The organism is Petrimonas sp. (genome assembly GCF_963921705.1).
Classification (GTDB): Bacteria; Bacteroidota; Bacteroidia; order Bacteroidales; family Dysgonomonadaceae; genus Petrimonas; species Petrimonas sulfuriphila.
This window is the reverse complement of the sequence record NZ_OY997410.1, coordinates 2,413,332-2,435,919: the sequence shown is the minus strand read 5'-3', so window position 1 is coordinate 2,435,919 and position 22,588 is coordinate 2,413,332. Positions and strand designations below refer to the sequence as shown.

Annotated in this window: 22 protein-coding genes and 1 pseudogene; 11 read left to right on the top strand and 12 right to left on the bottom strand. The window is 42.3% G+C overall.

Annotated features, from left to right (window positions below; genetic code table 11):
• Positions 1-179: 179 nt before the first annotated feature.
• Entirely contained in the window at positions 180-1,949 is a 1,770-nt protein-coding gene (locus AACM02_RS10115) for an IS1634 family transposase (protein ID WP_214063063.1), read from the bottom strand.
• 494 nt (positions 1,950-2,443) lie between these two features.
• Here AACM02_RS10115 and AACM02_RS10110 point away from each other — a divergent pair, with 494 nt between their 5' ends.
• Positions 2,444-3,886, top strand: coding sequence for a transposase (locus AACM02_RS10110; protein ID WP_339115938.1), 1,443 nt, complete (start codon positions 2,444-2,446; stop codon positions 3,884-3,886).
• A gap of 116 nt (positions 3,887-4,002) precedes the next feature.
• A complete protein-coding gene (locus AACM02_RS10105) occupies positions 4,003-5,085 on the top strand; it encodes a 3-oxoacyl-ACP synthase III family protein (RefSeq protein WP_286856051.1) in 1,083 nt (360 codons plus the stop codon).
• A 55-nt stretch (positions 5,086-5,140) separates the two neighbouring features.
• Here the strand turns inward: AACM02_RS10105 and AACM02_RS10100 are convergent, their stop codons facing one another.
• Entirely contained in the window at positions 5,141-5,425 is a 285-nt protein-coding gene (locus AACM02_RS10100; RefSeq protein WP_286856050.1) for a hypothetical protein, read from the bottom strand.
• Positions 5,426-5,614: 189 nt separating this feature from the next.
• Here AACM02_RS10100 and AACM02_RS10095 point away from each other — a divergent pair, with 189 nt between their 5' ends.
• Positions 5,615-6,358 carry a lysophospholipid acyltransferase family protein gene (locus AACM02_RS10095; protein ID WP_332456742.1) on the top strand — a complete coding sequence of 248 codons (744 nt, stop codon included), beginning with the start codon at positions 5,615-5,617 and terminating at the stop codon, positions 6,356-6,358.
• A gap of 264 nt (positions 6,359-6,622) precedes the next feature.
• On the opposite strand, the gene AACM02_RS10090 is transcribed toward AACM02_RS10095, so the two are convergent.
• Positions 6,623-7,606 (bottom strand): GNAT family N-acetyltransferase, encoded by a 984-nt coding sequence (locus AACM02_RS10090; protein ID WP_339116873.1) that lies wholly within the window; start codon positions 7,604-7,606, stop codon positions 6,623-6,625.
• 212 nt (positions 7,607-7,818) lie between these two features.
• Between AACM02_RS10090 and galE the strand changes: the two genes are divergently transcribed.
• Positions 7,819-8,853, top strand: a complete 1,035-nt coding sequence (galE, locus tag AACM02_RS10085) for a UDP-glucose 4-epimerase GalE (protein ID WP_339116872.1) — start codon at positions 7,819-7,821, stop codon at positions 8,851-8,853.
• Positions 8,854-8,928: 75 nt separating this feature from the next.
• On the opposite strand, the gene AACM02_RS10080 is transcribed toward galE, so the two are convergent.
• The 4 genes from AACM02_RS10080 to AACM02_RS10065 form a co-directional block, all read right to left on the bottom strand.
• Positions 8,929-9,699, bottom strand: a complete 771-nt coding sequence (locus AACM02_RS10080; RefSeq protein ID WP_339116871.1) for a hypothetical protein — start codon at positions 9,697-9,699, stop codon at positions 8,929-8,931.
• Between the two features lie 143 nt (positions 9,700-9,842).
• Positions 9,843-10,061, bottom strand: a complete 219-nt coding sequence (locus AACM02_RS10075; protein ID WP_286844980.1) for a winged helix-turn-helix domain-containing protein — start codon at positions 10,059-10,061, stop codon at positions 9,843-9,845.
• Between the two features lie 96 nt (positions 10,062-10,157).
• Entirely contained in the window at positions 10,158-10,994 is an 837-nt protein-coding gene (locus tag AACM02_RS10070) for a phosphatidate cytidylyltransferase (protein ID WP_286844978.1), read from the bottom strand.
• 6 nt (positions 10,995-11,000) lie between these two features.
• Complete coding sequence (locus AACM02_RS10065; RefSeq protein WP_286844976.1) at positions 11,001-11,441, bottom strand: DUF5606 domain-containing protein; 441 nt, start codon at positions 11,439-11,441, stop codon at positions 11,001-11,003.
• A gap of 260 nt (positions 11,442-11,701) precedes the next feature.
• Here AACM02_RS10065 and AACM02_RS10060 point away from each other — a divergent pair, with 260 nt between their 5' ends.
• A complete protein-coding gene (locus tag AACM02_RS10060) occupies positions 11,702-12,883 on the top strand; it encodes a lactonase family protein (RefSeq protein ID WP_339116870.1) in 1,182 nt (393 codons plus the stop codon).
• A 77-nt stretch (positions 12,884-12,960) separates the two neighbouring features.
• On the opposite strand, the gene AACM02_RS10055 is transcribed toward AACM02_RS10060, so the two are convergent.
• The gene (locus tag AACM02_RS10055) at positions 12,961-13,419 is read right to left on the bottom strand and encodes a hypothetical protein (RefSeq protein WP_214063475.1); all 459 of its coding nucleotides are present in this window, start codon (positions 13,417-13,419) and stop codon (positions 12,961-12,963) included.
• Positions 13,420-13,769: 350 nt separating this feature from the next.
• On the opposite strand from AACM02_RS10055, the pseudogene AACM02_RS10050 reads away from it, so the two are divergent.
• Together AACM02_RS10050 and AACM02_RS10045 are read left to right on the top strand one after the other, a co-directional pair.
• Positions 13,770-14,717 (top strand): annotated as a pseudogene (locus AACM02_RS10050) (glycoside hydrolase family 43 protein); the annotation flags it as partial.
• A complete protein-coding gene (locus AACM02_RS10045) occupies positions 14,700-15,482 on the top strand; it encodes a DUF1080 domain-containing protein (protein ID WP_339117454.1) in 783 nt (260 codons plus the stop codon). The pseudogene AACM02_RS10050 and the gene AACM02_RS10045, both read left to right, overlap by 18 nt.
• Here AACM02_RS10045 and AACM02_RS10040 read toward each other — a convergent pair.
• The 4 genes from AACM02_RS10040 to AACM02_RS10025 form a co-directional block, all read right to left on the bottom strand.
• On the bottom strand, positions 15,470-16,375 hold the full coding sequence (locus AACM02_RS10040; protein ID WP_339116869.1) for a DMT family transporter: 906 nt from the start codon (positions 16,373-16,375) through the stop codon (positions 15,470-15,472). The genes AACM02_RS10045 and AACM02_RS10040 overlap by 13 nt on opposite strands.
• Complete coding sequence (locus AACM02_RS10035; protein WP_339116868.1) at positions 16,376-17,302, bottom strand: undecaprenyl phosphate translocase family protein; 927 nt, start codon at positions 17,300-17,302, stop codon at positions 16,376-16,378.
• Between the two features lie 94 nt (positions 17,303-17,396).
• Positions 17,397-17,927, bottom strand: a complete 531-nt coding sequence (locus AACM02_RS10030; RefSeq protein ID WP_339116867.1) for a TlpA disulfide reductase family protein — start codon at positions 17,925-17,927, stop codon at positions 17,397-17,399.
• A 4-nt stretch (positions 17,928-17,931) separates the two neighbouring features.
• Positions 17,932-18,594: a YiiX/YebB-like N1pC/P60 family cysteine hydrolase gene (locus AACM02_RS10025; protein WP_286844968.1), complete on the bottom strand. Its 663-nt coding sequence runs from the start codon at positions 18,592-18,594 to the stop codon at positions 17,932-17,934.
• Positions 18,595-18,962: 368 nt separating this feature from the next.
• On the opposite strand from AACM02_RS10025, the gene pstS reads away from it, so the two are divergent.
• The 4 genes from pstS to pstB are packed head-to-tail and all read left to right on the top strand — an operon-like array spanning position 18,963 to position 22,553.
• On the top strand, positions 18,963-20,042 hold the full coding sequence (pstS, locus tag AACM02_RS10020) for a phosphate ABC transporter substrate-binding protein PstS (RefSeq protein WP_339116866.1): 1,080 nt from the start codon (positions 18,963-18,965) through the stop codon (positions 20,040-20,042).
• A gap of 11 nt (positions 20,043-20,053) precedes the next feature.
• Positions 20,054-20,911 carry a phosphate ABC transporter permease subunit PstC gene (gene pstC / locus AACM02_RS10015; protein WP_339116865.1) on the top strand — a complete coding sequence of 286 codons (858 nt, stop codon included), beginning with the start codon at positions 20,054-20,056 and terminating at the stop codon, positions 20,909-20,911.
• On the top strand, positions 20,908-21,783 hold the full coding sequence (gene pstA / locus AACM02_RS10010; protein ID WP_214062478.1) for a phosphate ABC transporter permease PstA: 876 nt from the start codon (positions 20,908-20,910) through the stop codon (positions 21,781-21,783). The genes pstC and pstA overlap by 4 nt, the downstream gene beginning before the upstream one ends.
• Complete coding sequence (gene pstB, locus AACM02_RS10005) at positions 21,771-22,553, top strand: phosphate ABC transporter ATP-binding protein PstB (protein ID WP_214062479.1); 783 nt, start codon at positions 21,771-21,773, stop codon at positions 22,551-22,553. Before pstA ends, pstB begins: the two co-directional genes overlap by 13 nt.
• Positions 22,554-22,588: the final 35 nt, after the last annotated feature.

Here is a 22,588-nt window from a genome sequence, read left to right as displayed (position 1 = left end):
CCACAGGCCGCTTCAGGGGCGATTTGTGGCCTTGCTGTTTTTTCTGACTTTGTAGCAATATGGCAGGTGTGGGACGGTGAGGGATACAGGGGAAGGGGGCCTGTGGGGCCTCCGCCCCATGGATGAGGTTGCCTGCCCGGCGGCGTTGCCGCCGGCAGGCCCCTTCTCCTGTATTCTACCTACTCCTCATCCTTCTCCCTTTTCCTGGTTTGGGCAATGATACTCCTCATCTTCTGTTTGGTGACTATCTGGGTATCCGTCCTGAAGCCCGCGCTGCCATGGAGATGATTGGTCAAGTCCGTCCTGGTGTAAGTGGGGATATATCCTTCACCGGGTATGCCTAGGAAGTCCATCCCCCTGAGCGTATCCACTATCTCATCTGTTGTGAAGTGCTTCCCGCCACGGTTCACTTTCTTCTCCAGATACTTGTATACCAGCAGTGCCAGGAAGCATGTGAGGAAGTGGGCCTTGATGCGGTCATCCCTTCTCACGTATACCGGCCGGGCATCGAAATCGGTTTTCATGATACGGAAGCCGTTCTCGATGATCCAACGGCCGCCGTTGAGTTCGATGATGGCCGGGGCCGGGTCTTCGAGGTCCGTACACAGGGCATAGAAGCCGTCGAAGCGCGCCTCCTGGTCTATCATATCCTGATTGAGCGAGAAGTTCTCTATCTGGGCCAGCTCACCGTCCGCGGTGACGTGCTCGGCCTTGATGAAGCGCTTGGCATCGCCCGGGCTCTTCTTCTTTGAGGTGGCACCCCAGCCCTTGGCAAGCAAAGCTTTGGCACGAGCTATCTGACGTTCGCGGACATGGCGGAGGTACTCCTGATACTTGAACGAGAAGGTCACGATGACGCGCTGCTCCAACGTCTCTCCAGTTGACATCAGCGTGGGGTCCCAGCGTTCCTTGAAAAAGAGAGTCTCATGGTACTCCTTTGCGTCCAGGATGCTGATGTCATACTCCTCCTTGCCCTGCGAACCGGCAATACGCCAACCCTTGCTGTCCAGGGCCCATTCCTGCAGGTGCTTTTTCAACTTCTTCAGTGACTGCACGGTAATGAATGACCTGTCTCCCACGCTGTCATTCTTGCGGTTCTCATAGCTTGAAAGGCCTCCATCGGTGCAGACCACCAGCCTGGACAGGCCGAACTTGTCCCTCAGTATCTGCTCCATCGGCTTCAGGGTGGTGGTCTCCGCCGTATTGCCCGGCTCGACGCACATTGCCAGCGGGAAGCCGTCGCGGTCCATGAACAGCCCCATCTGCACGATGGGCAGCGGACGGTTCTCCTTGCTGTGGCCATACTGGCGCAAGCCGCTTTCCTCTTCACACTCGAAGAAGTAGTTCGTCAGATCATAATACACCACCCGCGTATTGCGCTTCCCGAGTTTGAGACTGCGTTTGTACACGCCGGCCTGTATCTCGTTGAACTCACCGGCCAGCAGCGAAAGCGCCCTGTACACCTGCTCCAGCGCGCACTCCGGCTGCTCGAGGAACTTCCTTGCATCTTCCAACGAGGACCGCTTGGATCCCGGATACAGTATCCGGGTGTATACCAACATCGAAAGAATGCCGTTCAGGTCATACTTCAGCAGCTTGTGCTTCTTCGCTATCTTCTTGCAGATGTAGTCCAGGCCCAGTTCGTAATATATTTTCTGAAGGAACAGGTAGCCGCCGTTGTACGAGCGCTGCTCGCCTTTGGGGATAAGCGCCATGGGGTTGCAGTCAATAATGACGTGCTTGTTCTCTTCTTTTTCAAGTGCGGTCATCCCGGCAACTTGAGTCCTTGCCCATTCAATCGGGTCTTCACCATTCAACTTCTCGCGCAGTTCTTCAACGGTCCCTAGACGCTTGACCACTTTGGACGTGCTTTTGCCGCTTTCGCTCCTGTAAGAACGTGCCGCGTAGAGAATAGTACAGTTCTTGGACTTGACAATATTCAATTTCATATCTGTAACAATGCTATATAATGCTACAAATATAGAAAAAATATTTGACAAAAAAAAGACCTCCGGAGGTCTTTTATCAAAAAAATCGAAAATTTATTGTGTCAAACTACCGCAGATGAAAGGACGCCGACAGGGTTACGAATTGCTGGCAAAAGAATTGGGATTAAGTTAATTTCAGGTATTGTAGAAAAAAGGGATATGCCCTGCTGAAAAACCGGTGAAGTTTAATTGTATTGATAATAAATTGCTACCTTTGGTGAGAAATTAGGTTATTGTTTGTGGGGATTGATGATGGAACGAGCGTGAAGCCAGCGGTTTGAGTTGCGCTGAAACGATTATACGACCTTCATCTGAAAATAAATATTATTACCTGATGTTTCGCAGTTAAAAATGAAGTTGATAATCAGAGGATAAGAGATAAAAAAAGCAGCATATTTTAGCTAATATATCATTGAAAATGATTATCTTAGCGATGGAAACCAAACCATTAAAATATGCTGCAGGACAAAGATATTAAAAAGATTCAAGAGTTGAAAGCGGACTTTACCCCCGGCAGGGTTTCCGCTGAAGATATTTTTAGCCGCTTCAAGGCGTTGAAGCTAAGCGAAGGTCTTTCTGAGTTCAAATGGTTCAAGACCCGGGGATATGATTTTAAAATGGTCCTGGCCCTGCTGGTCTCCATGGTGGTCAGTTCAGACAAGACGGTCAACTCCTATCTGAACAGCCCCACAGGTGAAGGTTCCACCATGGGCAAGGATGTGTTCTATCGCTTGAAGAACAGTTCCATCATATGCTGGCGGATGCTTATGTGGCATCTTGTGCATCGTTTTCTGACGGTGACGTCCAAAGATAGTGATGTAGATGATACCTCATCCCGTTACCTGATCTTCGATGACACCACCCTGTCTAAAACCGGGAAGCGTATAGAGAAGATCGGGAAGGTATGGGATCATGTAACCAACAGCTACGTGCTTGGATTCAAGCTGTTGGTGATGATGTACTGGGACGGTAAGTCCTCCATACCACTGGATTTCAGTCTTCACCGGGAAAAAGGGAAAAAGCAGGAACGCCCGTTTGGGATGACCAAAAAGCAGATCCGCAAGCAATACAGTTGCAAGCGTATCAAGGACTCGTACACCGCTAAACGTGTGGAAGAACTGGACACGAACAAGATTCAGATGGTCCTGCGGATGTTTTTCACGGCCATCTATCGCGGGCTTCGTGTTGATTACGTCCTGGTGGACAGCTGGTTTACTTGCGATGCGTTGATACAGGCTATCCGGAGTGTGAAGGACAAGGAAGTTCACCTGATCGGGATGTACAAGTTTGCAAAGACTAAGTTTGAGTATCAGGGTAAGAGCCTGACTCACGCCCAGATCAATAACATGCTGGGCAAACCCAGGCGCTGCCGTTCCCTGGGTTACCAGTACAAACAGGCCAGGGTGCTGTACCAAGGTGTTGAGATCTGCCTTTTCTTTAGTCGTCGGGGCAAAAATGACAAATGGAAGGTTTTGTTGACGACGGACACGAAACTGACGTTCAAGGGATTGATCGGGCATTACCAGGTAAGATGGGTTGTGGAGGTGTTCAATCGAGAATCGAAGCAATTGTTGAACCTGGGAAGATGTCAATCCAGTAACTTTGACGCCCAGGTAGCAGAAACGACCATCAGCATGATAGCCTATCTGTTATTGACACTGCGTTTCCGGTACGATAACTACGAGTCGAAAGGGGCACTTTATCGGTCAATGAACGCCGATGTGCTCAGGGAAACACTCGACAGACGGCTATGGGGGCTGTTCATCGAGTTAGTCTGCTCAGTATGCGAGGTATTGGAGATGGATGCCGATGATTTACTTGAAAAAATGTTGGCCAATCCAAAAGCAGAATCCATGATCATTGCACTGTGTTGTTCGGTGATGGTTAAGGACGATTGAGAAATTGTAAAATATAAAATGTTATAGTACAGAGATATAGATAATAATGCATTTCCCTTCTATTTCTTTGTCAATGGTTTGAGGGAAGTGCGAAACATGAGTTATTACTTTATTATATGAAAAAAATATACAGCCTGATTACCGGAACCGGAAGTTATGTTCCTTCCAAAGTTGTTAAGAATGATGACTTTTTGAATTATGACTTCCTGGAGTCGACGGGTGAAAAAATCGACAAAGAAAATCGCGAAATAGTGGATAAATTTGAAGAAATAACAACTATTTCCGAACGAAGGTATGCCGAAGATCATCAACTAACCTCTGATCTGGCTCTCATTGCAGCAGAACAAGCCATCGAATCTGCAGGGATTGACAGGGAAGAGCTTGATTATGTGATTCTGGCACATAATTTTGGAGAAACCCAACCGAATGATACCCGTATTGATATATTGCCTACGCTTGCTTCGCGCGTAAAGGCTAAACTTGGTATCCGGAGTCCACAGGCTATTGCATACGATATTTTGTATGGATGTCCGGGCTGGGTTCAAGCCCTTATTCAGGCAGATTATTATATTCGTTCGGGTGACGCAAAAAAGATACTGGTCATCGGTGCCGATGTACTATCGAGGATTTCAGATCCGCATGACCGCGATAGTATGATTTATGCTGATGGAGCTGGTGCTGCCATTGTAGAAGCAGTGGAAAGCGAAACGCCGGTGGGTATTATCGGGCATAATTCGCGAAGCGATTCCATGGATTATGTAAACTTGCTTCACATGGGATATTCGTACGACAGAGAGTTGGCCGGTAAAAAGGATTTATACCTGAAAATGAACGGCCGTCGTTTATATCAGTATGCATTGGAAAATGTTCCCAAAGCTATAAAATCAGGTCTGGACAAGCTTAAATTGCATGTAAACGATGTGAAAAAAGTACTGATCCATCAGGCAAACGGAAAAATGGATGATGCCATTCTCAAAAGACTGTTTAAGTTGTACAACATCAACGATATTCCAGAATCGGTAATGCCTATGACGATTTCGTGGTTGGGAAACTCATCTGTTGCTACAGTTCCCACTTTGCTCGATATGGTGATGAGAGGAAAAATGAACGGACACAGCATCTCCTCCGGCGATAACCTGGTGCTTACATCGGTAGGTGCAGGAATGAATATTAACAGCGTCATATACAGGATGCCATAACACAAAAAAAGAGGATTAAAAAATCCTCTTTTTTTGTGTTATGCAATTTTTGTAATTAATTATACAGCGCAAACTCGTCTTTACTGTATGCCAGGTTTTTCATTGCTGTGAACAAAAAATAGGGAACAACCAGAAGAATAATTGCCCAGACAATGTTACCCACAATAGTTCCTTTTTTCATGTTATTCACATAGAGATGCCCCAAAAAACCCTCAATTACCAATAGTAAACCAATTAAAAGGTTTGTGTTGTTGGTCGTTCCGCTAAAAAAAGGAAGCGCCAAAATCAGCACGCCAATAATCATTACTATTACGCCTGAATACCTTGCTAATTCTTTCATGTGTGTTTATTATATTATGTTTTTGATTTCGTAGCACAAATAAACACAAAATTCCACAAATAATAAAATTATTTAAGCTAAAAATTCAATTATGACATCAAAAACCTTCATGAAGTTGAAAACAACCTTTTTTATAATCAGGGGATAGCAAAAAATGATTATTTTTGTTAGTGCGAATTTTCTTGTGTTATGAAGTTGATAAAAAGGATTTTCATATTTTTATACCAGTGGCTTATTTTTGCGCCCATTTTCCTTCTGTTTACTATTTTAACAGCATTGACGGTAATGGTCTTTGCTCCCGTTTTTGGAAGTCGGTATTGGGGATATGTGCCCCCGAGATGGTGGTCAAGAATGACTTGCTGGCTGGCTTTATGCCGGATAAAGAGCAGCGGACACGAAAATCTCAATTCTAAACAGTCTTATGTTTTTGTAGCCAATCATCAAGGAGCTTTCGACATTTTTTTAATTTACGGTTTTTTGAACCAGAACATAAAATGGGTACAAAAAGCCAGCTTACGCAATATACCTTTGGTAGGCTTTGCATCGGAAATGGCCGGCCACGTTTTTGTGGATAATTCCAGCCCTGCAGCTCGTGCCAATACGATTCGTGAAGCCAAAAAGAAAATGACGGATGATGTTTCCATTATGCTCTTTCCTGAAGGAGCCCGGTCACGTACCGGGAAACTGGGACATTTTAAAAGGGGAGCTTATCAGATTGCTTACGACCTCAGATTACCTATCGTTCCGCTAACAATTAACGGCCCTTTCGATGTGATGAAACGTGGCTCACTTTGTTTAAAACCCAATAAACTGGAATTGATTATTCACAAGCCTATTTGTACTGAAAATTTGAATGAATGCGATATCCCTACATTGATAGATGAATCAAGGAAAATCATTCATTCTGCTTTGTGGGAGAAGTTTAAAGATTAAAACTAAAAGGAATCCGGAGTGTGGATCAATATAAAAAGAAAATGGTTGTCTCACGACAACCAATCTCCATTGTTAACCTTAAATCTAATACCATGAAAAACACGATACAAATATAGCGTGCTTTTTATTTACAGCCAAATGAATGAATAAAAAAATGGCCTAGCTTAACTTTATTTAATCTAAAAGGCTTTATGCAATCGAGTGCATACAAAATTGTTTACACAATTTTGCATTACAGGTTTCCGGAAAGTTTTTTTATCCCCGTCAATCGTGTATTTTTTTTGCAAAAAAATTGAGTAAGCGCCAATTGAAGCGGTACCAGCGTCTTGTCGATTTGGGTTTTCCCCCGAATTGAAGCAGGAAACGAGGTTTTCCTGCATTAATATTCAGGTAGCCTGAGTCCATAAAGTCGAAAAACTCATATCCCTCTTTTTCAGCCATTTCCATGGCTGAAAAAATTGTGAAGACGGTAGGATAATATGTTTTGTACCTTTTTTCTTTCCCCCAAAAATAAAGTACATAAACCGTTTTTTGCTCAAATCCGAGAATAATTCCACCAATGATTTTCTCGTTGTAATGGCTGATCAGTATCTTTCCCTTTCCCAGGGAAACGTAACAGTTGAAAAAATTCTCGAAGTATTGGTAAGGCGGAAACTTCTTAGACATTTTCCAGTTTCTGGATTTGTCGATTAATTTGTAAATCTCCCGTAATTTATCGTGTGAGGTGAGTTCTTCAACAACAACACCTTTCCGCCGGGCTTTGTTGACCTGATTTTTCCGGGTGGAAGACAGCTGATCCCATATCTTTCGTTTTCGCTGCAACGAGTTTCTCACGTTAATCCATTTTGCGGAATAAAACCCATTTTCACGAAATCCCTTATACCCAAAAACTGCGTCGTTTAAATTTCGGTATTCAATAAAGAAAACCTTGTTTTCAACTTCTTTCACCAAGGAAGAAATGAGTAGGTTGAAAATCTCTATTTTGTTGACGTTTTCCTCGTAAAAGCTGGGTTGCTGCGAAATGTAACATCTTTTAAACACCGAGCCGTACATCAGCCGATTGATCCGCATAATTAGTGCAAACATAGATGCTATAGGTTTCTCATCGCAAAAAACAATAAGCATCATAGGCCTGTAAAATGAAATGTTTTGGTTCCAGTCAAAAGAAGATACGTAGTGAAAGAATTTCACATCGTTCAAGGGAGGAAGATCCTCCTTTTTACCGTATATTTTAACCTGATATTCCATTGTTTGCAATCTACACAAAAATAGAAAAAAACTTTGATTAAAACATATTTTAACGGCAATATTGGTTTTTTTAATTGGCCTTTACGGCATTTTACCGGATAAGGGAATCGTATGCCGTAGACTTAGTTTTTAACGGGAAATAACAGAAAAGCAGATAAATCACCTGTTATTTTATTAACTTTGTGGCTTACTTTAAGCTGAAATTATTCTTTATGTCAAAAAAAATTCTTGTTACAGGTGGAACCGGATATATTGGTTCGCACACGGTAGTTGAACTGCAACAGGCCGGTTATGAAGTGATCATTATAGATAATTTATCCAATTCAAATGCAGAGGTAATTGAGGGGATTTTCAAAATTACAGGAGTACGTCCTGTTTTCGAAAAGCTCGACTGTATTGATTTTCAGGCATTGAAATCCTTGTTTGAGAAATATCAGGGTATTGATGGTATTATCCATTTTGCTGCCAGTAAAGCGGTGGGTGAATCGGTTCAAAAACCGCTGATGTATTACCGCAATAACCTGGTGTCGTTGATAAACCTGTTGGAACTGATGCCTCAGTTTCACGTGAAAGGGATTGTTTTTTCATCCTCATGCACGGTTTACGGTGAACCCGATAATAATCCTATCGATGAAAGTGCTCCTATAAAGCCCGCTGAGTCGCCTTACGGAAATACTAAACAAATAAACGAAGAAATAATTCGGGATTTTATTTATTCAGGTGCACCTGTAAAGAGCATTATTTTGCGTTATTTTAATCCAATTGGAGCACATCCATCCGCCGAAATCGGAGAACTGCCTATCGGGGTACCGCAAAATCTTGTGCCGTATATTACGCAAACCGGCATTGGAATCCGTGAACAACTAAGTGTTTTCGGTAATGATTACAATACTCCTGACGGTTCATGCATTCGCGATTTCATCAATGTGGTGGACCTGGCCAAAGCGCACGTGACCGCAGTTGAGCGAATGCTCTCGGATAAATCGGACGAAAAGGTGGAAGTTTTTAATCTTGGCACGGGAAAGGGGGTGTCGGTGTTGGAACTGATTGATATTTTCGAGAAAGTTTCTGGCAAGTCGCTGAATTATAGTATTGTAGGGCGAAGAGAGGGCGATATTGAGCAAATATGGGCTAATCCCGATAAAGCGAACAACGTTCTTGGCTGGACAGCAAAAGAAACTATCGAAAATACAATGGCTTCTGCTTGGAAGTGGCAGCAGCGTTTACGCGAAAGGGGAATAATGTGATTTTAATTTACGAATTACAATTTTAGATTTACAAATTTAAATAAAATCCGAGATATTCCTGTTTCGGATTTTTTGTTACTCCCGCGTATAAAGTGCTTGATACGTGGTATTACTTATTTTATCGGCAAACGGCGATATGTGGTGCGGAAGCTGCTCTTTTGTATTCTTTTCTTTCGACAACAGCAATTTATCATTGTTAAATCGGTATTGATAAATATCGCTTGCACGATTTTTCAAATTAATGTTTATTTTATTGTCACTTATATTCCATTTTCCTGATAATCTGTCCATAATGTCGCCTGTTAAATAGTCAGTTTGTAACTTTCCTCCATTGTTTAACCAGAGGTGTCTATATGGCATGAAATTGTATCCGTCTTTAACTAAAAATTGAGCTCCTTTTTTCAGTTCTACTTTCGGCATAGTTAATTCAATGGCTATTTGTAGGGTTCTGTCTTGGTATTTGGCTGTTCCATCCACTTTGAATAATCCTGTTGAAATATTAAATATATACTCTTTTTCAAGTAAATAAAGTGCGTTTTCATAATAAATCTCTAAACGATTGGGACCTGCAAAGGTGAAACTTACATTTTCTGAAGCAAACAATGTTTGTCCCCAGACATTTTCGAAATAATAGTTGAATAACATTGGATTTAGGTTTTTGTTGTCGATCTTTATTGTTCCTTTCCAAGGAGAACCGAAAACATTCGTAAACGTAAAGTCCTGATTGGTGGTTATACGATAGTTTGTTTCGTTTAATCTCCAGCTCCCGATAAGGGATGAATCAATCTTTTCACACGAAATTAAGATGAGTGAAATAAGTAAAAACAAAGGCAGTAATTTTTTCATTTTGGGCCGATTTTATACCTAATTGAGTTGTTAACAATATATAGATGGAGAAACGGCCGAAAACGTTGCATTCATAAGTGTTAAAAAATAAAAATCCGGCATCGTCACTGATGTCGGATTTTTATTTTCGTTCTCAGATTTGATCAGAAATAATAGTCTACAATGAGGTAGTAATAGTGTTTATTGTTTGGTTTTTCCTCAATTTCTATCTTATCTTCGCGGGCTAGCCAACCGATAGCCGTGTACACTTCTATTTCCGTTAAGCCTGATTTTTGCATCAATTGAGAGACGTCCCATTTCTCACTGCTGTTCAACAAATTCCAGATAATGCCGGCGTTTGTTCCAATTGCTTTCTTGTTCATCTTAATACGTGTTAAGTGTATGACAATTTTAATTGAAACAGCAATACGCTACAAAAGTTCAATGAAAACAACCTGTTTTTTTTAGAAAAAACAAGGTTAGGAAATAAGCATAACAGCGAGATAAATGTAGACTGCCGGAATGGCAATAAGCAGGCTATCTATTCGGTCGAGAATACCTCCGTGTCCGGGGATGAGGCTACCAGAATCCTTTACCTCGTAAGTTCTTTTAATTAGTGACTCAAACAGGTCCCCCAGAGTGCCGAAGAGTGCTGTAATAATGCTGAATCCTATCCAGAAAGCTAACGAATAGTCGGTAAAGAAGGCTGAAAGAATAACTGCGGCCGAGACCGAAAATACAATTCCCCCGATGAAACCTTCGACGGTTTTCCTGGGAGAAATCCTTTCGATAAACTTGTGCTTGCCCAGGAGAGAACCTACCACAAAAGCCGCCGTATCATTTACCCAGATAAAAACAAAAATAGCCAAAACAAAAGCATAATAATACTCGTTGGAAAGTGTCTGATACTGATAGGACAAAAGCATCAGTATGGATAGTGGTAGCGTAATGTAGATTTGTCCAAAAAAGGAATAGATGATAGCATGAAGAATATCTTTCCTGTTTATGAAGATTGCCGAAGCAAAAAGAATAAGCAGGTAGGTTATGGAGGTCAAGGGCAATGCAATTTTGCAAATATTCTCCAAATAAAGATATGCCGAAAGAAAAATAAGAAACCCGGAAGCAATATTGAAGGCTTTACTTATGGCGTGAGAGGTGTTTTTTTCGGTCATCCGGTAAAATTCGTAAAGTCCGATAATTAAAAATAAACCGAAAACTCCGATAAAAGAGTATTTACCTCCCAGAATACCCACCAAAATAACGGCAATGTATATAATTCCCGCTACTATCCGAGTGAACAAATTTTTAGGGTTCAATTTACTTTATTTTTCGTTGTTTTCCGGTTCGGTTCCGGCAGGTTCTTCGGTATTGGGCTCCTCTTGGTCAAAATCGATTCCACTGTTGATAAGAATATTATACCAGTTCAATATCTTTTTTATGTCCGAAGCGTATACTTTTTCGGTATCGTAGTTAGGCAGTATTTCCTCGAAATAGCGGAAAACTTCTCCGTTGGATGACTTTGACCCAAGAACCGTTTTTTCTCCATTTTCTTTTTCTTTTATTTTCTGAAAAACTTCGCGCAACGGCATATCTTCCTCGGTTGTGTAGATAGATACATCGCTGAGGGCAACTACTTTTTCGGTCAAATAAACGGGAATTCTTTTGCCATCGAGAAGAGATTCCACGATATTAAGGTTCTTACTGGTAGAGATTAGTTTATATAAACCCGGCTTTCCGGAAACAGACAATATTTTCGTTAGCATATTTGTTTTTTTTAGTTCAAAATAGTTTGCAAAAATACACAGTCTCCGGCAATTTCACAACATAAAACGGCAATTGTTTTTCTCGGAGATGGTTATATCCGTAAAAAGATGTAATTTCGCATGTGTCAGATTAATTCGTATTAAACTAGATACAAAGTATCGTTCGTTGAAAGATTCAGCAAGGATCACCATACGTGTGCAAATTCAGTGAATATTATAACAATAACTTGACTTCAAGCTAACAAACAAATAAAATACAAATGAAGAGAAAAATTATTTTCGCACTTATCTTCGCTGTTTTATTCGCAGCGTGCACCGGCAGAAAAACAAAGAAAGAAGATATGGATACAATGAATAAGGTTGTCGCATCGGCAACGCCAGACGATATGTTTTTACTTGTGGGAACCTATACTTCTGAAGGAGGCAGTCAGGGTATTTATGTGTATAAATTTGATACGGAAACCGGCAAATCCGACTCTCTGAGCTTGGCCGAAGCCGTGAATCCATCGTATCTGGTGGTAAGTCCTGACGAGAAATTTGTGTACGCTGTAGGTGAAAACGGCGATGGAGAGAGTACTGCCGTTACATTTGCGTTTGATAAAGGCAGAGGAGTGCTTCAGTATTTGAATTCGAGCAACACCGAAAGTCCGGGACCGTGCTTTATTGAAATTGATAAAACAGGCAAAAGTGTTCTCACGGCAAATTATGGAGGTGGAAGCATTTCTGTATTTCAGGTAAATGATGACGGCACATTATCTTCCGCCGACCCCGTGATTGGTTTTGAGGGATCAGGACCCGATACTACCCGGCAGGAGAGTTCTCACCTTCACAGCGTCCGATTTTCTCCTGACGGAAAATTCCTGTTTGCTGCTGATCTGGGGACAGATAAAATATATCGCTATAACGCTATTGGCTCGGTTTTTGAAGGCCAGCCGGTACTTTCCCAGGCAAGTCTGAAAGAATTCTCTACTCCCGCCGGTACTGGTCCACGTCATTTTGATTTTTACCCCAACGGTAAGTATTTTTATTTATTGGGTGAGCTGTCGGGCGATGTAATTGTGTATGATTACGACGGGGGTGACCTGAAAGAAAAACAAGTAATTGCTACTGACACCGTGGAAGGTTTACGTGGAAGTGCAGATATTCACGTATCGCCGGACGGAAAATTTCTATACGCTTCCAACCGGCTTAAAGCCGATGGTATAGCTATATTCTCGATTGATCCGGACGACGGGACCCTTACCAAGGCCGGTTATCAGCCGACCGGAAGGCATCCCCGGAATTTCGTGATTACACCCAATGGGAAGTTGTTACTTGTGGCTAGCCGAGATGACAATAAGATTCAGGTTTTTACCATCAACAACGAAACGGGTCTTCTTACCGACACTGGCCAAGATATTAACGTCAGCAAACCGGTTTGCTTGAAGTTTGCAACAATGTAGTACAGGCTTATAACAAAATCAAAACGCCATCCAGGAAGGGTGGCGTTTTGATTTTCTAGAAAAAGAATGTCGGTAACCTAAATTTTACTTGTTTCTGCCTTTTTACCTTGACGATCTGCTTGTGACCTCTGCCGGCGTGATTCGCGTAGTGTATTCAGTTTTTCCATTTTCTCTTTTCCAATGATACCTTCCAGTTCGACTCTGTTTTCTTTACTTTCATTTTCACGCAGGGCACGTATTTGCTCTCGTTTTTTGTTGCGATTTGTGATCTCCTGTTCACGTTGCTCCCGGAGTTTTGTAATTTGCTCCGTGCGTTTGGCATCTTGTTTTTCCAGTAGTGCCTGTACCTTTTCCGTTTGGTCGGCAGTCAGCTCTAATTGTTTAGCCATCCATTCGGCGCGTTCTTTGGCCGTCATTCTCATTTCCCGGTGCAGCCGATTGTCATTACTCCGTTGTTTTCTTTGCCCGTCTTGTGCTGAGATCGGCAAGCCGATTGTTAGTATGGCAGCTAACATAAACATTGCATACTTTTTCATACCTCAATTTTTTTTTAGTGTTTATAATTCGTTGAATAAAAACTTATCGCTATTATGACATTCAAAGATAAAGAAATGTTTAATCAGAAAGTGGCTGTTTAACTATAGTTTTATTGAATTAATAGTCTAAATATCATATATTTAAATGAAAATATTAGCTGTTTGTACAGAATAATTCATCGTTTGTCGATAAAAAAAACCGGTTGGTCCATACCTTAAAGTGCATTGTGTTTTTAAGTTTTTTTGGGAAATAATTTTTATCTTTGTAAGGGTGAATACACGATTATCATGGATAAAAAATACACGGATTGTGTGACGATTAGCTTTTTACCAAAATACAATCAATGCAAATGGGAAAAAAAATCTTGTTCTTTAGTCTGCTATTGCTGTTTTATGCGGCACTCAATGCTCAAAAATCGGGAAACCCTGTTTTTACCGGTTGGTATGCCGATCCTGAAGCGACGGTTTTCGGTGATAAATACTGGATTTATCCTACTTTCTCGGCTCCCTACAACCAGCAGGTATTTATGGATGCCTTTTCGTCTCCTGATCTGGTGAACTGGACAAAGCACAGCCACATTATTGATACCGTTCAAGTCAAGTGGGCAAAAAAAGCCATGTGGGCCCCTGCCATTGTGGAGAAAGAAGGAAAATATTACCTTTTTTTTGCAGCCAATGATATCCAGAACAATGGAAATCATGGTGGCATAGGCATAGGCATTGCAGAGCGTCCCCAAGGCCCTTTCCGCGATTACTTGGGAAAACCGTTAATCGATCAGTTTCATAATGGGGCACAACCTATAGACCAATTTGTGTTCAAAGATATTGACAAACAATATTATATGTTTTACGGCGGATGGAAGCACTGCAACGTTTCAAAACTTAACAGTGATTTTACCGGATTCATCCCGTTCGACGACGGAACAATTTTCAAGGAAATCACGCCCGAAGGGTATGTAGAAGGTTCAGTTATGTTTATCCGTAACGGGAAGTATTATTTTATGTGGTCGGAAGGCGGATGGACAGGGCCGGATTACCGGGTGGCTTATGCTATAGCCGATTCACCGTTGGGACCCTTCGAACGTATAGGCATTGTATTGCAGCAGGACGGGCGTATTGCTAACGGAGCGGGCCATAATTCTGTCATCAATGTGCCTGGAACGGACGAGTGGTACATGGTATATCATCGTCGCCCCCTGACAGAAAAGGACGGAAATTCCCGCATGACCTGTATCGATAAAATGGAGTTCGATCCCGATGGTAAGATCCTGCCTGTAGTTATGACTAACGAAGGTGTGGATGTGCGGCCTCTGGATAAGGCTGGTTCATTTTCCGGACGGATGAATACTTCACAAAAATACATTCAGTTGTTTAATGGTGAAAACCTGGATGGATGGTACACTTTTTTGAAGGGAAAAGGGAAAAACAGTGATCCTAATAAAGTGTTTATCGTAAAAAACGGCAACATTGTTATATCGGGCGAAGAGTTTGGTTGTATTACTACTGATGAAGAGTTTGAAAATTATAAACTGACCGTTGAATTCAAATGGGGGGAAAGAACTTTTGCACCTCGCGCTGACCGGGCAAGAGATAGCGGTATATTGTTGCATTCCGTTGGTGAAGACGGAGCTTCAGGAGGTACCTGGATGCATTCCATAGAAAGCCAGATTATTGAAGGAGGAACAGGAGATATCATCATCGTAGGTGATGGTACAGATAACTTTTCGGCTACAACAAACGTCAAGCCCGGTGTGCTTGAAGGAGCCTACTTTTACGATCCTGAAGGAGAAGTAAAGACTTTCGTGCGCGGAAGGATCGATTGGCACAGTCGAGACCCGCAATGGGAAGATAAAAAAGGTTTTCGCGGTGCAGACGATGTGGAAAAGCCTTTAGGGCAATGGAACCGGATAGAATGTTATGCGACAGGAAGCAATCTTCTTATCTACCTGAACGGCAAACTGGTGAATCGGATTTACAACGTGAAACCACAAAAAGGAAAAATACAGATTCAATCGGAAGGAGCGGAAATCTTTATCCGAAAAGTTGATCTTCAACGCCTGTAGTGGTCTATACGAGATTTACTCTGCGTAACCAGATAGACACCCGTGAAAACAAGCACGGTGGAAATGATTTTGTCCCATCCAAACCGGTCCATGCCGATGGCAACTGCAAGAAAAGAAGCTGCGATTGGTTGCAAATAATTGTACATGCTGATGGTGGTAGGACGTAATGTCTTTTGTCCGATGGGGATGAGCATGTAGGTGAAAAAAGTGGCAAGTGCTACAACATAACCTATTCGTAGATATACACTTGTGTCGAATGTGGTAAAGTCGGTTTCAACAATTGCCCTATGGCTCATTGGATAAGTGAGGACGGTGGCGAACAAGAACATCCACTTCATGGAGGTTATGGATGAATAGCGTGAAATCAGGTTTTTGAAGAGTGTCAGATAAAGTGCATAGGAGGTTACGGACAATAGAACAAGCAGATTGCCGGCTAAACTACCGCCGGATTCATTATGCGTGCTACTCAGGATGAGGACCAATGCTCCGGAGGCACCTATAAGCACTCCAAGGGCTTTTACTAGCGTTATAGGTTCCTTGATAAAGATGGCGGCCAGCAACATCGTGATAACGGGTGACAGGGTTACCACCAACGAAGCATCGATAGGTGAGGTTTTGGACAATCCAACGATAAAAGAGGCTTGATTGATTACGATAGCAAAAACAGCGGAAGAGAAAAAAAAGAGAATATCTTTTCTTGGAACGAATTCTTTTTGAATAAAAAGTGACGCGATCCAAAACAGAACTGCCGCCCCGAACATCCGGAGAAACGTCATTAAAAACGGATCCACTATGCCGGGGGTTATGGTGCGTGCAATGGGAATATTCAAACCAAAAACTAGGCTGGACGTAAACAACGCCAAGTGACCTTGCTGTTTGTTAAGTTTCGCCATTTAAAATATTTCCTCCCTCGGATATTTTTCTTCCAGTTTACTGAAAAGATACGATACAACCGTCCCTGCTACAAAAAGCACCAAACAGAAAAGAAGTGCTCCGGTAAAACTAAGTCCGGCTGTTGCTAATTGATCGGATTGGAAAGCAGGAAATACAACTGTCGGAAAGATTGCCAACGAAGATCCAATCACCAAACCGAGAATAAAATGATACATCCCCGGATAATATTTTTTGAAAAGATATGCCGCAATTTTTGAGAATAGAATTACACAGAGAATAAATCCGATTACCAACGGAATAATTACTGCAAAATCAAAATCTTTGATCCCTGTAGCCATTTTATCGTACATGCCAAAGTAAATCAGGAAATTGGAAGGGCTTAGCCCGGGAACAATCAATCCCAAACCCATCAGTAATCCCGATGCAAGCCAAGATAATATGTGTGGGTTTACTTCGGTCAGTTGCTTTCCCCCCGCAAGCATCAGCGTAAAAATTCCAACCGCAGAGAGGATAAGGAAAAGAAAATCTTTGTTCTTTCGTCCCTGTTTTCCGGCAGTTTTAAATAACGACGGGAATGTCCCGGCAACAAAGCCAACAAATAAACAAACGAACTGAGCAGCATATTTTCCGAAGGCTTTTTCCACCACTACTGCAAAAAGTACAATTCCAACCGCAGCGCCGATGGCAAAAGGCAGGAAGAACATTATATTTTTAAGGAATTTATCTTTCAGGTTAGCCAGGAATTTTATCAGCGGATCATACATTCCCACAATTACTGCCAGTACACCTCCCGATAATCCGGGTAGAATAAAACCAATTCCTACTACAATTCCCTTGATAAGTCTTATAAGCCAGTCGGTTATTGGATTTAGTCTGCGAGGCCTGGCTTCTTTTGGTGTTGTTTCTTTGATTGAATAATTGTCCATATTTTTGTTTAAAAAAACAAAAATACAACTATTTCGTTAAGTGAAACAGGTATCCCCGACTTTAATAAACTTTTTTACCTTAACAAGACATTTTTCACGGTTGCAACAACGAATCGATCGTTTTATTTAATTGAGCAAATTCCTGTTCGTTGTAAAGGCGGGTTAAATAGACTATTTTTCCGTCCTTATCTATCAGTACATTTCGTGTTACTCCGGCTTTGGCAAGTGCATACAGCCTGAAAATAGATTCGTCTTCATCCAGCGTAAGCGGATAAGTTACCTTGACTTTTTCAGCGAACTGCTGAACTTCTTCCGGAGTTTGTCCTCTGCAAACGGCAAAAAGGGTAAAGTCGGGATGCGATTTATATCTGAGATTAAACTCCCTTTCCATAAGCGGCATAATATCCTGACATACTTTGCACCAGCTGGCGGCAAATTGGATTAAAACTACTTTTCCGCGAAGTGATTTCAGCGATTGTGTGTTTCCGTCCTGATAGTGTATCTGAAAATCTGGAGCCGGATCACCTACCGCAACAATAAATCCGGTATCCCGGTTGTCAGTTTCTTCCTTCACGCATCCTGTAAAAAGGCAACACAACAAGAAAAGCATAAAAGAGTATCGCATACTGTCAATAATACTTGTGAACTATATCAATAATGGGCGATTTCGACATATCAACGGGATTTGTCCCTGACTTTCCTTCGGGAATTTCCAGTTGCAGTCCGGCAAAGTGTTTTTCCCAATAAGCTTCAGTTTCGCCTGTCTCCTTGTTTTTGAATGTCATAGAAACAGCAGGAAAAATCGGGTTACGTAAGGAATCTAGATACGAGAAGCGAACAAGCTCGGAACAGTAATACGCATCGTTCCCTTCTTCATAGGCGTAATCATAAGGTCTACCTAGTAGATCTCCGGCGTTTTCAACGGCAAGTGGAACAATGTATTGAAATTCAGGTTTTACCCTTCCTACTGCAATCAGGGGTCTTCCTTTTCGTTTTTCGGCTTTCTGTATGAATTCGTAAAGCAACGTCTGGATGATTCCATCCGAGGGGGTAGCTTCTATGACGTATACGTCTTTTTTATCGAATTTTACTATGCCTACATGGGAATAAGGAACTTCTTCTTTTTGTGATGTGCTTCTTTTAATGGCACTGGTCTGTTCTGATTTGCTTTTTCCGACAATAAACAGTAAATCGCCCTCTTTTAACTCATCATAGTTATGAGTAGTGTTGCATGCCTGAAGAATAATGATTACAGACCAGGAAAGAAGGGAAAAATATTTCTTTAGAAACATGTTGTTTTAGAATTAGGATACAAATATAGAGCAATGTTACTTTTGCGCAAAACCTACGCAACGGATAAAAGCAAATTATTTACAAAATCTGAATGAGTAATATTTTTTATCAGGTAATAATACAATGGGTTATATTATTTTGGGAGGTATGGTTTTTAGTTAGTTTTATCAAAAAAATACGTTGTTTATTATTGTGAGTATCCTGCACTTGTCCAGATTTCACGGTATAAGTGTAAATGGAATAAGACTTGCTTTAAGCATCATTTAACCGCCTTAAAATCTTAATAATTTCGTAACAAAAAAGTAACAGTTTTGTAACATAAGAATTGTAACTTTGCCGTCACTTACAGATAGACTTTAAGGTTTTGATGAAAAAGATTCTACTGTTTCCAGCCATCGTACTTGTTTTAGGTTCTTGTGTCAATCAAAATTCACCCATTAAAGGCAACTCTGCTATATCGGGTGCCGGAGCTACTTTCCCATATCCTTTCTACAACATTGTTTTTCGCGACTATATGCGTGTGAATCCGGGCATGACCGTGAACTACGGAGCCATTGGCAGTGGAGGCGGTATCCGGAGTTTGCGCGATAACTCCGTGGATTTTGGAGCCAGCGACGCTTTTCTTTCCGATAAGGAATTGAAATCAATGAATGCTGAAGTTGTTCATATAGCCACCTGTATGGGAGGTGTGGTGATGGCTTACACGCTTCCGGGCGTTGACAGCTTGCGGTTGACTGGCGAGTTGGTTGCTGAAATTTTTATGGGCAATATCATCCGTTGGGACGATCCGCTTATTGTTCAGGAAAATCCGGATGTAGAACTACCCGATCTGAGAATTACACCTGTTTACCGATCCGATGGCAGCGGTACCACGTTTAATTTCTCCGATTATTTATGCGAGGTGAGTGATAAATGGAAACGCAGCATGGGAAAAGGAAAAGCCCTGAAGTGGAGTGCCGGAATAGCCGCGAAAGGGAACCCTGGAGTGGCGGGAATTGTTCAGCAAACCGAAGGGGCTATCGGTTACATCGGTTCTGAATATGCACTCACATTAAAGCTGTCTACGGCAAAACTTAAAAATAAATCCGGTAATTATGTAGATGCCACACTTGAAACTATCTCGGCTGCTGCTAACGTGGATTTACCCGATGATATGCGGGTCACGCTTACCGATTCTGCCGATCCCAATGCTTACCCAATCAGTCTGTTGACATGGATTTTGGTGTACAAAAACCAGCAATATGCAAACAGAACCGAAAAGGATGCCCGGGATTTAGTCAATTTGCTCACCTACGTGCTCTCACCCGAAGGGCAGGAAGTCGCAGCGAAAATTAATTACGCCCCCTTGTCGGAGCAGGCGTTGATAAAGACACAAAAGTTAATTTCGGAAATCCATTACGGAGGCAAGGTCCTGCAGTCTGCCAATCCGGATCCGTTACCCTGGTAAAACGTTAAGAGATGAAAGATAACTTGTTTAAAGCTATTTTGTTTACGGCTGCAGCAAGCGTCTTGCTACTTACAGCCGGAATAATTTACGCTTTGGTGGGTAGTGCTTCAGAAGCTTTCAGAGAATATGGTTTTCTCGGTTTTATTACAAATTCCGAGTGGGATCCGAGGTCGGCAACCGAAGAGTACGGAGCGTTTTCTTTTGTTGTGGGAACACTTTTTACGGCATCGTTTGCATTATTGATCTGTCTTCTGTTCTCATTGCCTGTGGCTTTGTTCACCGGAGAATATTTCAAAGGGACTAAGATTTCCTCGTTTGTGAGTTCGGTTGTCAATTTACTTGCTGGAATTCCTTCCATTGTTTATGGTTTGTGGGGATTTTATGCCATACGCCCGCTTGTGGTAGATTTAGGGATAAATTCTCAGGGATTCGGAGTTTTTACGGCATCAGTCGTACTGGCGATCATGATTATTCCTTATGCCTCTTCACTGAGCGGAGAATTTTTGTCGATGGTTCCCAATAACCTGAAAGAAGGTGCTTACAGTATGGGTGCGACAAGAATGGAGGTTATTCAACACATCAGTTTGCCAACGGCCGGCTCCGGGATTGTAGCCGCATATATCTTGGCGCTCGGTAGAGCACTGGGCGAGACTATGGCGGTAACCATGCTTATCGGGAATACCAATCATGTTCCGAAAGGGTTGGCCGATACAGGAAACACCATGGCGAGCATTATTGCCAATCAATTTGGTGAAGCTGACGGGTTGAAACTAAGTGCGTTGATCGCTATCGGGTTGTTGCTTTTTTTAATTACGGCAATTATCAATTTTATAGCAAAACTGGTAATGAAACACTTGTCGAGGGTATGATGGAGAGGAAACAAACAAGCATAAGGTATCGAAGCAGCAAGGACAAATTGGTGTTTGTTCTTGTCTGTGCATTGTCGGCCTTATCGATGCTGCCGTTATTCTTCATTTTGTGGGAAGTAATATCCAGGGGATACAAAAATTTCAACCTACAGCTGTTTTCTGAAGTGACACCGTCGTCGATGGATGCTATGCTATCACGTATCAACGGCGAATCCATACCCGGAGGAATCTTGAACGGAATAACCGGAACTCTGCTCATTGTTGGAGTAGCTATTCTTCTGACAATTCCGCTGGGATTGCTGATTGGGATTTATCTTTCGGAGAACCCGCAAAAAAAGTTTGCTCGGTTGGTCAGCTACCTGACTGACTTGTTGCAGGGAATGCCTTCAATTGTTATTGGAATTATCGCGTACGCATGGGTTGTGAAGCCTTTGGGCGGGTATTCTGCCCTGGCCGGAAGCGTGGCGCTGACGATAATGATGCTGCCTATGGTGGTACGTTCAACCGAAGAGACACTGAAAATGCTGCCTCGTTCCTATAAGGAAGCAGGACTGGCATTAGGTTCTTCCTACAGGAACGTGGTTTTCAAGATATTGCTTCCCTCGGGATTCGGTGGAATTTTTACCGGGATCTTACTCGCTGTCTCCCGGGTAATGGGCGAGACTGCACCCCTGATGTTGACGGCCCTGGGGGCAACCGTGGTAAACTGGGACTTGATGGAGCCAACAAGCGCTATTCCACTTCTGATCTGGGATTTTTACAACGATCCCAACTTGGTCGATTTAATTTGGTCAACCTCATTACTGCTCCTTATCGTCATATTTCTTTTAAACTGGCTGGCAAAAATCGTAGCACGCAAATGGAAGATATAAATTATAACGGCAATAAGCCTATCCTACAATTAAAATCGGTGTCGGTAGCATACACACCGGACAAAAAAGCAGTGAATGAAGTATCTGCAGATGTATTCCCCAATACCATCACGGCAATTATGGGGCCGTCGGGATGCGGGAAAAGCACCTTGCTGCGTGCCATTAACCGTATGCACGACTTGTATCCCAGTGTGAAGACGACGGGAGAAATTCTCCTGAAAGGGAAGAATGTACTGCAGATGAATCCAATGGAAGTGCGTCGTATGGCGGGAATGGTTTTTCAGCAGCCCAATCCGTTTCCAACAATGAGTATTTATGATAACGTATTGGCCGGTTATTCCCTTAACGGCATACGTTTAAATAGACAGGAGAAAGACCGTATCGTGGAGCAAAGCCTTGTTTCGGTGGCACTTTGGGATGAGGTAAAAGACGTGATGACCAAACGTGGTTCGTTCCTTTCGGGCGGACAGCAGCAACGACTGTGTATAGCCCGCACGCTGGCCTTGAAACCGGAATTGTTGTTAATGGATGAGCCTACCTCAGCACTTGATCCGATATCAACTAACAAAATTGAAGAATTACTGTTGGATTTGAAATCGAAATACACTATCCTGATTGTTACTCACAACATGTCGCAGGCTGCACGGATTTCGGACAATTCCATGTTTATGTATCTGGGGAATTTGATTGAATACGGCAACACACGCCACATGTTTACGAAACCCCGGAATAAAAAAACCGAAGAATACCTGACCGGTGTATTCGGATAGTTGGTTATCTTTGTATGTGAAATCAATTTTCTAAT

What these genes read in the sequence shown, in the direction of transcription:
- AACM02_RS10035 (WP_339116868.1), bottom strand. Translation starts at nt 17,302, where the DNA reads ATGGACAATTATTCAATCAAAGAAACAACACCAAAAGAAGCCAGGCCT.
- pstC (WP_339116865.1), top strand. Translation starts at nt 20,054, where the DNA reads ATGAAAGATAACTTGTTTAAAGCTATTTTGTTTACGGCTGCAGCAAGC.
- AACM02_RS10100 (WP_286856050.1), bottom strand. Translation starts at nt 5,425, where the DNA reads ATGAAAGAATTAGCAAGGTATTCAGGCGTAATAGTAATGATTATTGGC.
- pstS (WP_339116866.1), top strand. Translation starts at nt 18,963, where the DNA reads ATGAAAAAGATTCTACTGTTTCCAGCCATCGTACTTGTTTTAGGTTCT.
- AACM02_RS10030 (WP_339116867.1), bottom strand. Translation starts at nt 17,927, where the DNA reads ATGCGATACTCTTTTATGCTTTTCTTGTTGTGTTGCCTTTTTACAGGA.
- pstB (WP_214062479.1), top strand. Translation starts at nt 21,771, where the DNA reads ATGGAAGATATAAATTATAACGGCAATAAGCCTATCCTACAATTAAAA.
- AACM02_RS10080 (WP_339116871.1), bottom strand. Translation starts at nt 9,699, where the DNA reads ATGAAAAAATTACTGCCTTTGTTTTTACTTATTTCACTCATCTTAATT.
- AACM02_RS10060 (WP_339116870.1), top strand. Translation starts at nt 11,702, where the DNA reads ATGAAGAGAAAAATTATTTTCGCACTTATCTTCGCTGTTTTATTCGCA.
- pstA (WP_214062478.1), top strand. Translation starts at nt 20,908, where the DNA reads ATGATGGAGAGGAAACAAACAAGCATAAGGTATCGAAGCAGCAAGGAC.
- AACM02_RS10110 (WP_339115938.1), top strand. Translation starts at nt 2,444, where the DNA reads ATGCTGCAGGACAAAGATATTAAAAAGATTCAAGAGTTGAAAGCGGAC.
- AACM02_RS10055 (WP_214063475.1), bottom strand. Translation starts at nt 13,419, where the DNA reads ATGAAAAAGTATGCAATGTTTATGTTAGCTGCCATACTAACAATCGGC.
- AACM02_RS10075 (WP_286844980.1), bottom strand. Translation starts at nt 10,061, where the DNA reads ATGAACAAGAAAGCAATTGGAACAAACGCCGGCATTATCTGGAATTTG.
- AACM02_RS10065 (WP_286844976.1), bottom strand. Translation starts at nt 11,441, where the DNA reads ATGCTAACGAAAATATTGTCTGTTTCCGGAAAGCCGGGTTTATATAAA.
- galE (WP_339116872.1), top strand. Translation starts at nt 7,819, where the DNA reads ATGTCAAAAAAAATTCTTGTTACAGGTGGAACCGGATATATTGGTTCG.
- AACM02_RS10040 (WP_339116869.1), bottom strand. Translation starts at nt 16,375, where the DNA reads ATGGCGAAACTTAACAAACAGCAAGGTCACTTGGCGTTGTTTACGTCC.
- AACM02_RS10105 (WP_286856051.1), top strand. Translation starts at nt 4,003, where the DNA reads ATGAAAAAAATATACAGCCTGATTACCGGAACCGGAAGTTATGTTCCT.
- AACM02_RS10095 (WP_332456742.1), top strand. Translation starts at nt 5,615, where the DNA reads ATGAAGTTGATAAAAAGGATTTTCATATTTTTATACCAGTGGCTTATT.
- AACM02_RS10115 (WP_214063063.1), bottom strand. Translation starts at nt 1,949, where the DNA reads ATGAAATTGAATATTGTCAAGTCCAAGAACTGTACTATTCTCTACGCG.
- AACM02_RS10025 (WP_286844968.1), bottom strand. Translation starts at nt 18,594, where the DNA reads ATGTTTCTAAAGAAATATTTTTCCCTTCTTTCCTGGTCTGTAATCATT.
- AACM02_RS10090 (WP_339116873.1), bottom strand. Translation starts at nt 7,606, where the DNA reads ATGGAATATCAGGTTAAAATATACGGTAAAAAGGAGGATCTTCCTCCC.
- AACM02_RS10045 (WP_339117454.1), top strand. Translation starts at nt 14,700, where the DNA reads ATGACTAACGAAGGTGTGGATGTGCGGCCTCTGGATAAGGCTGGTTCA.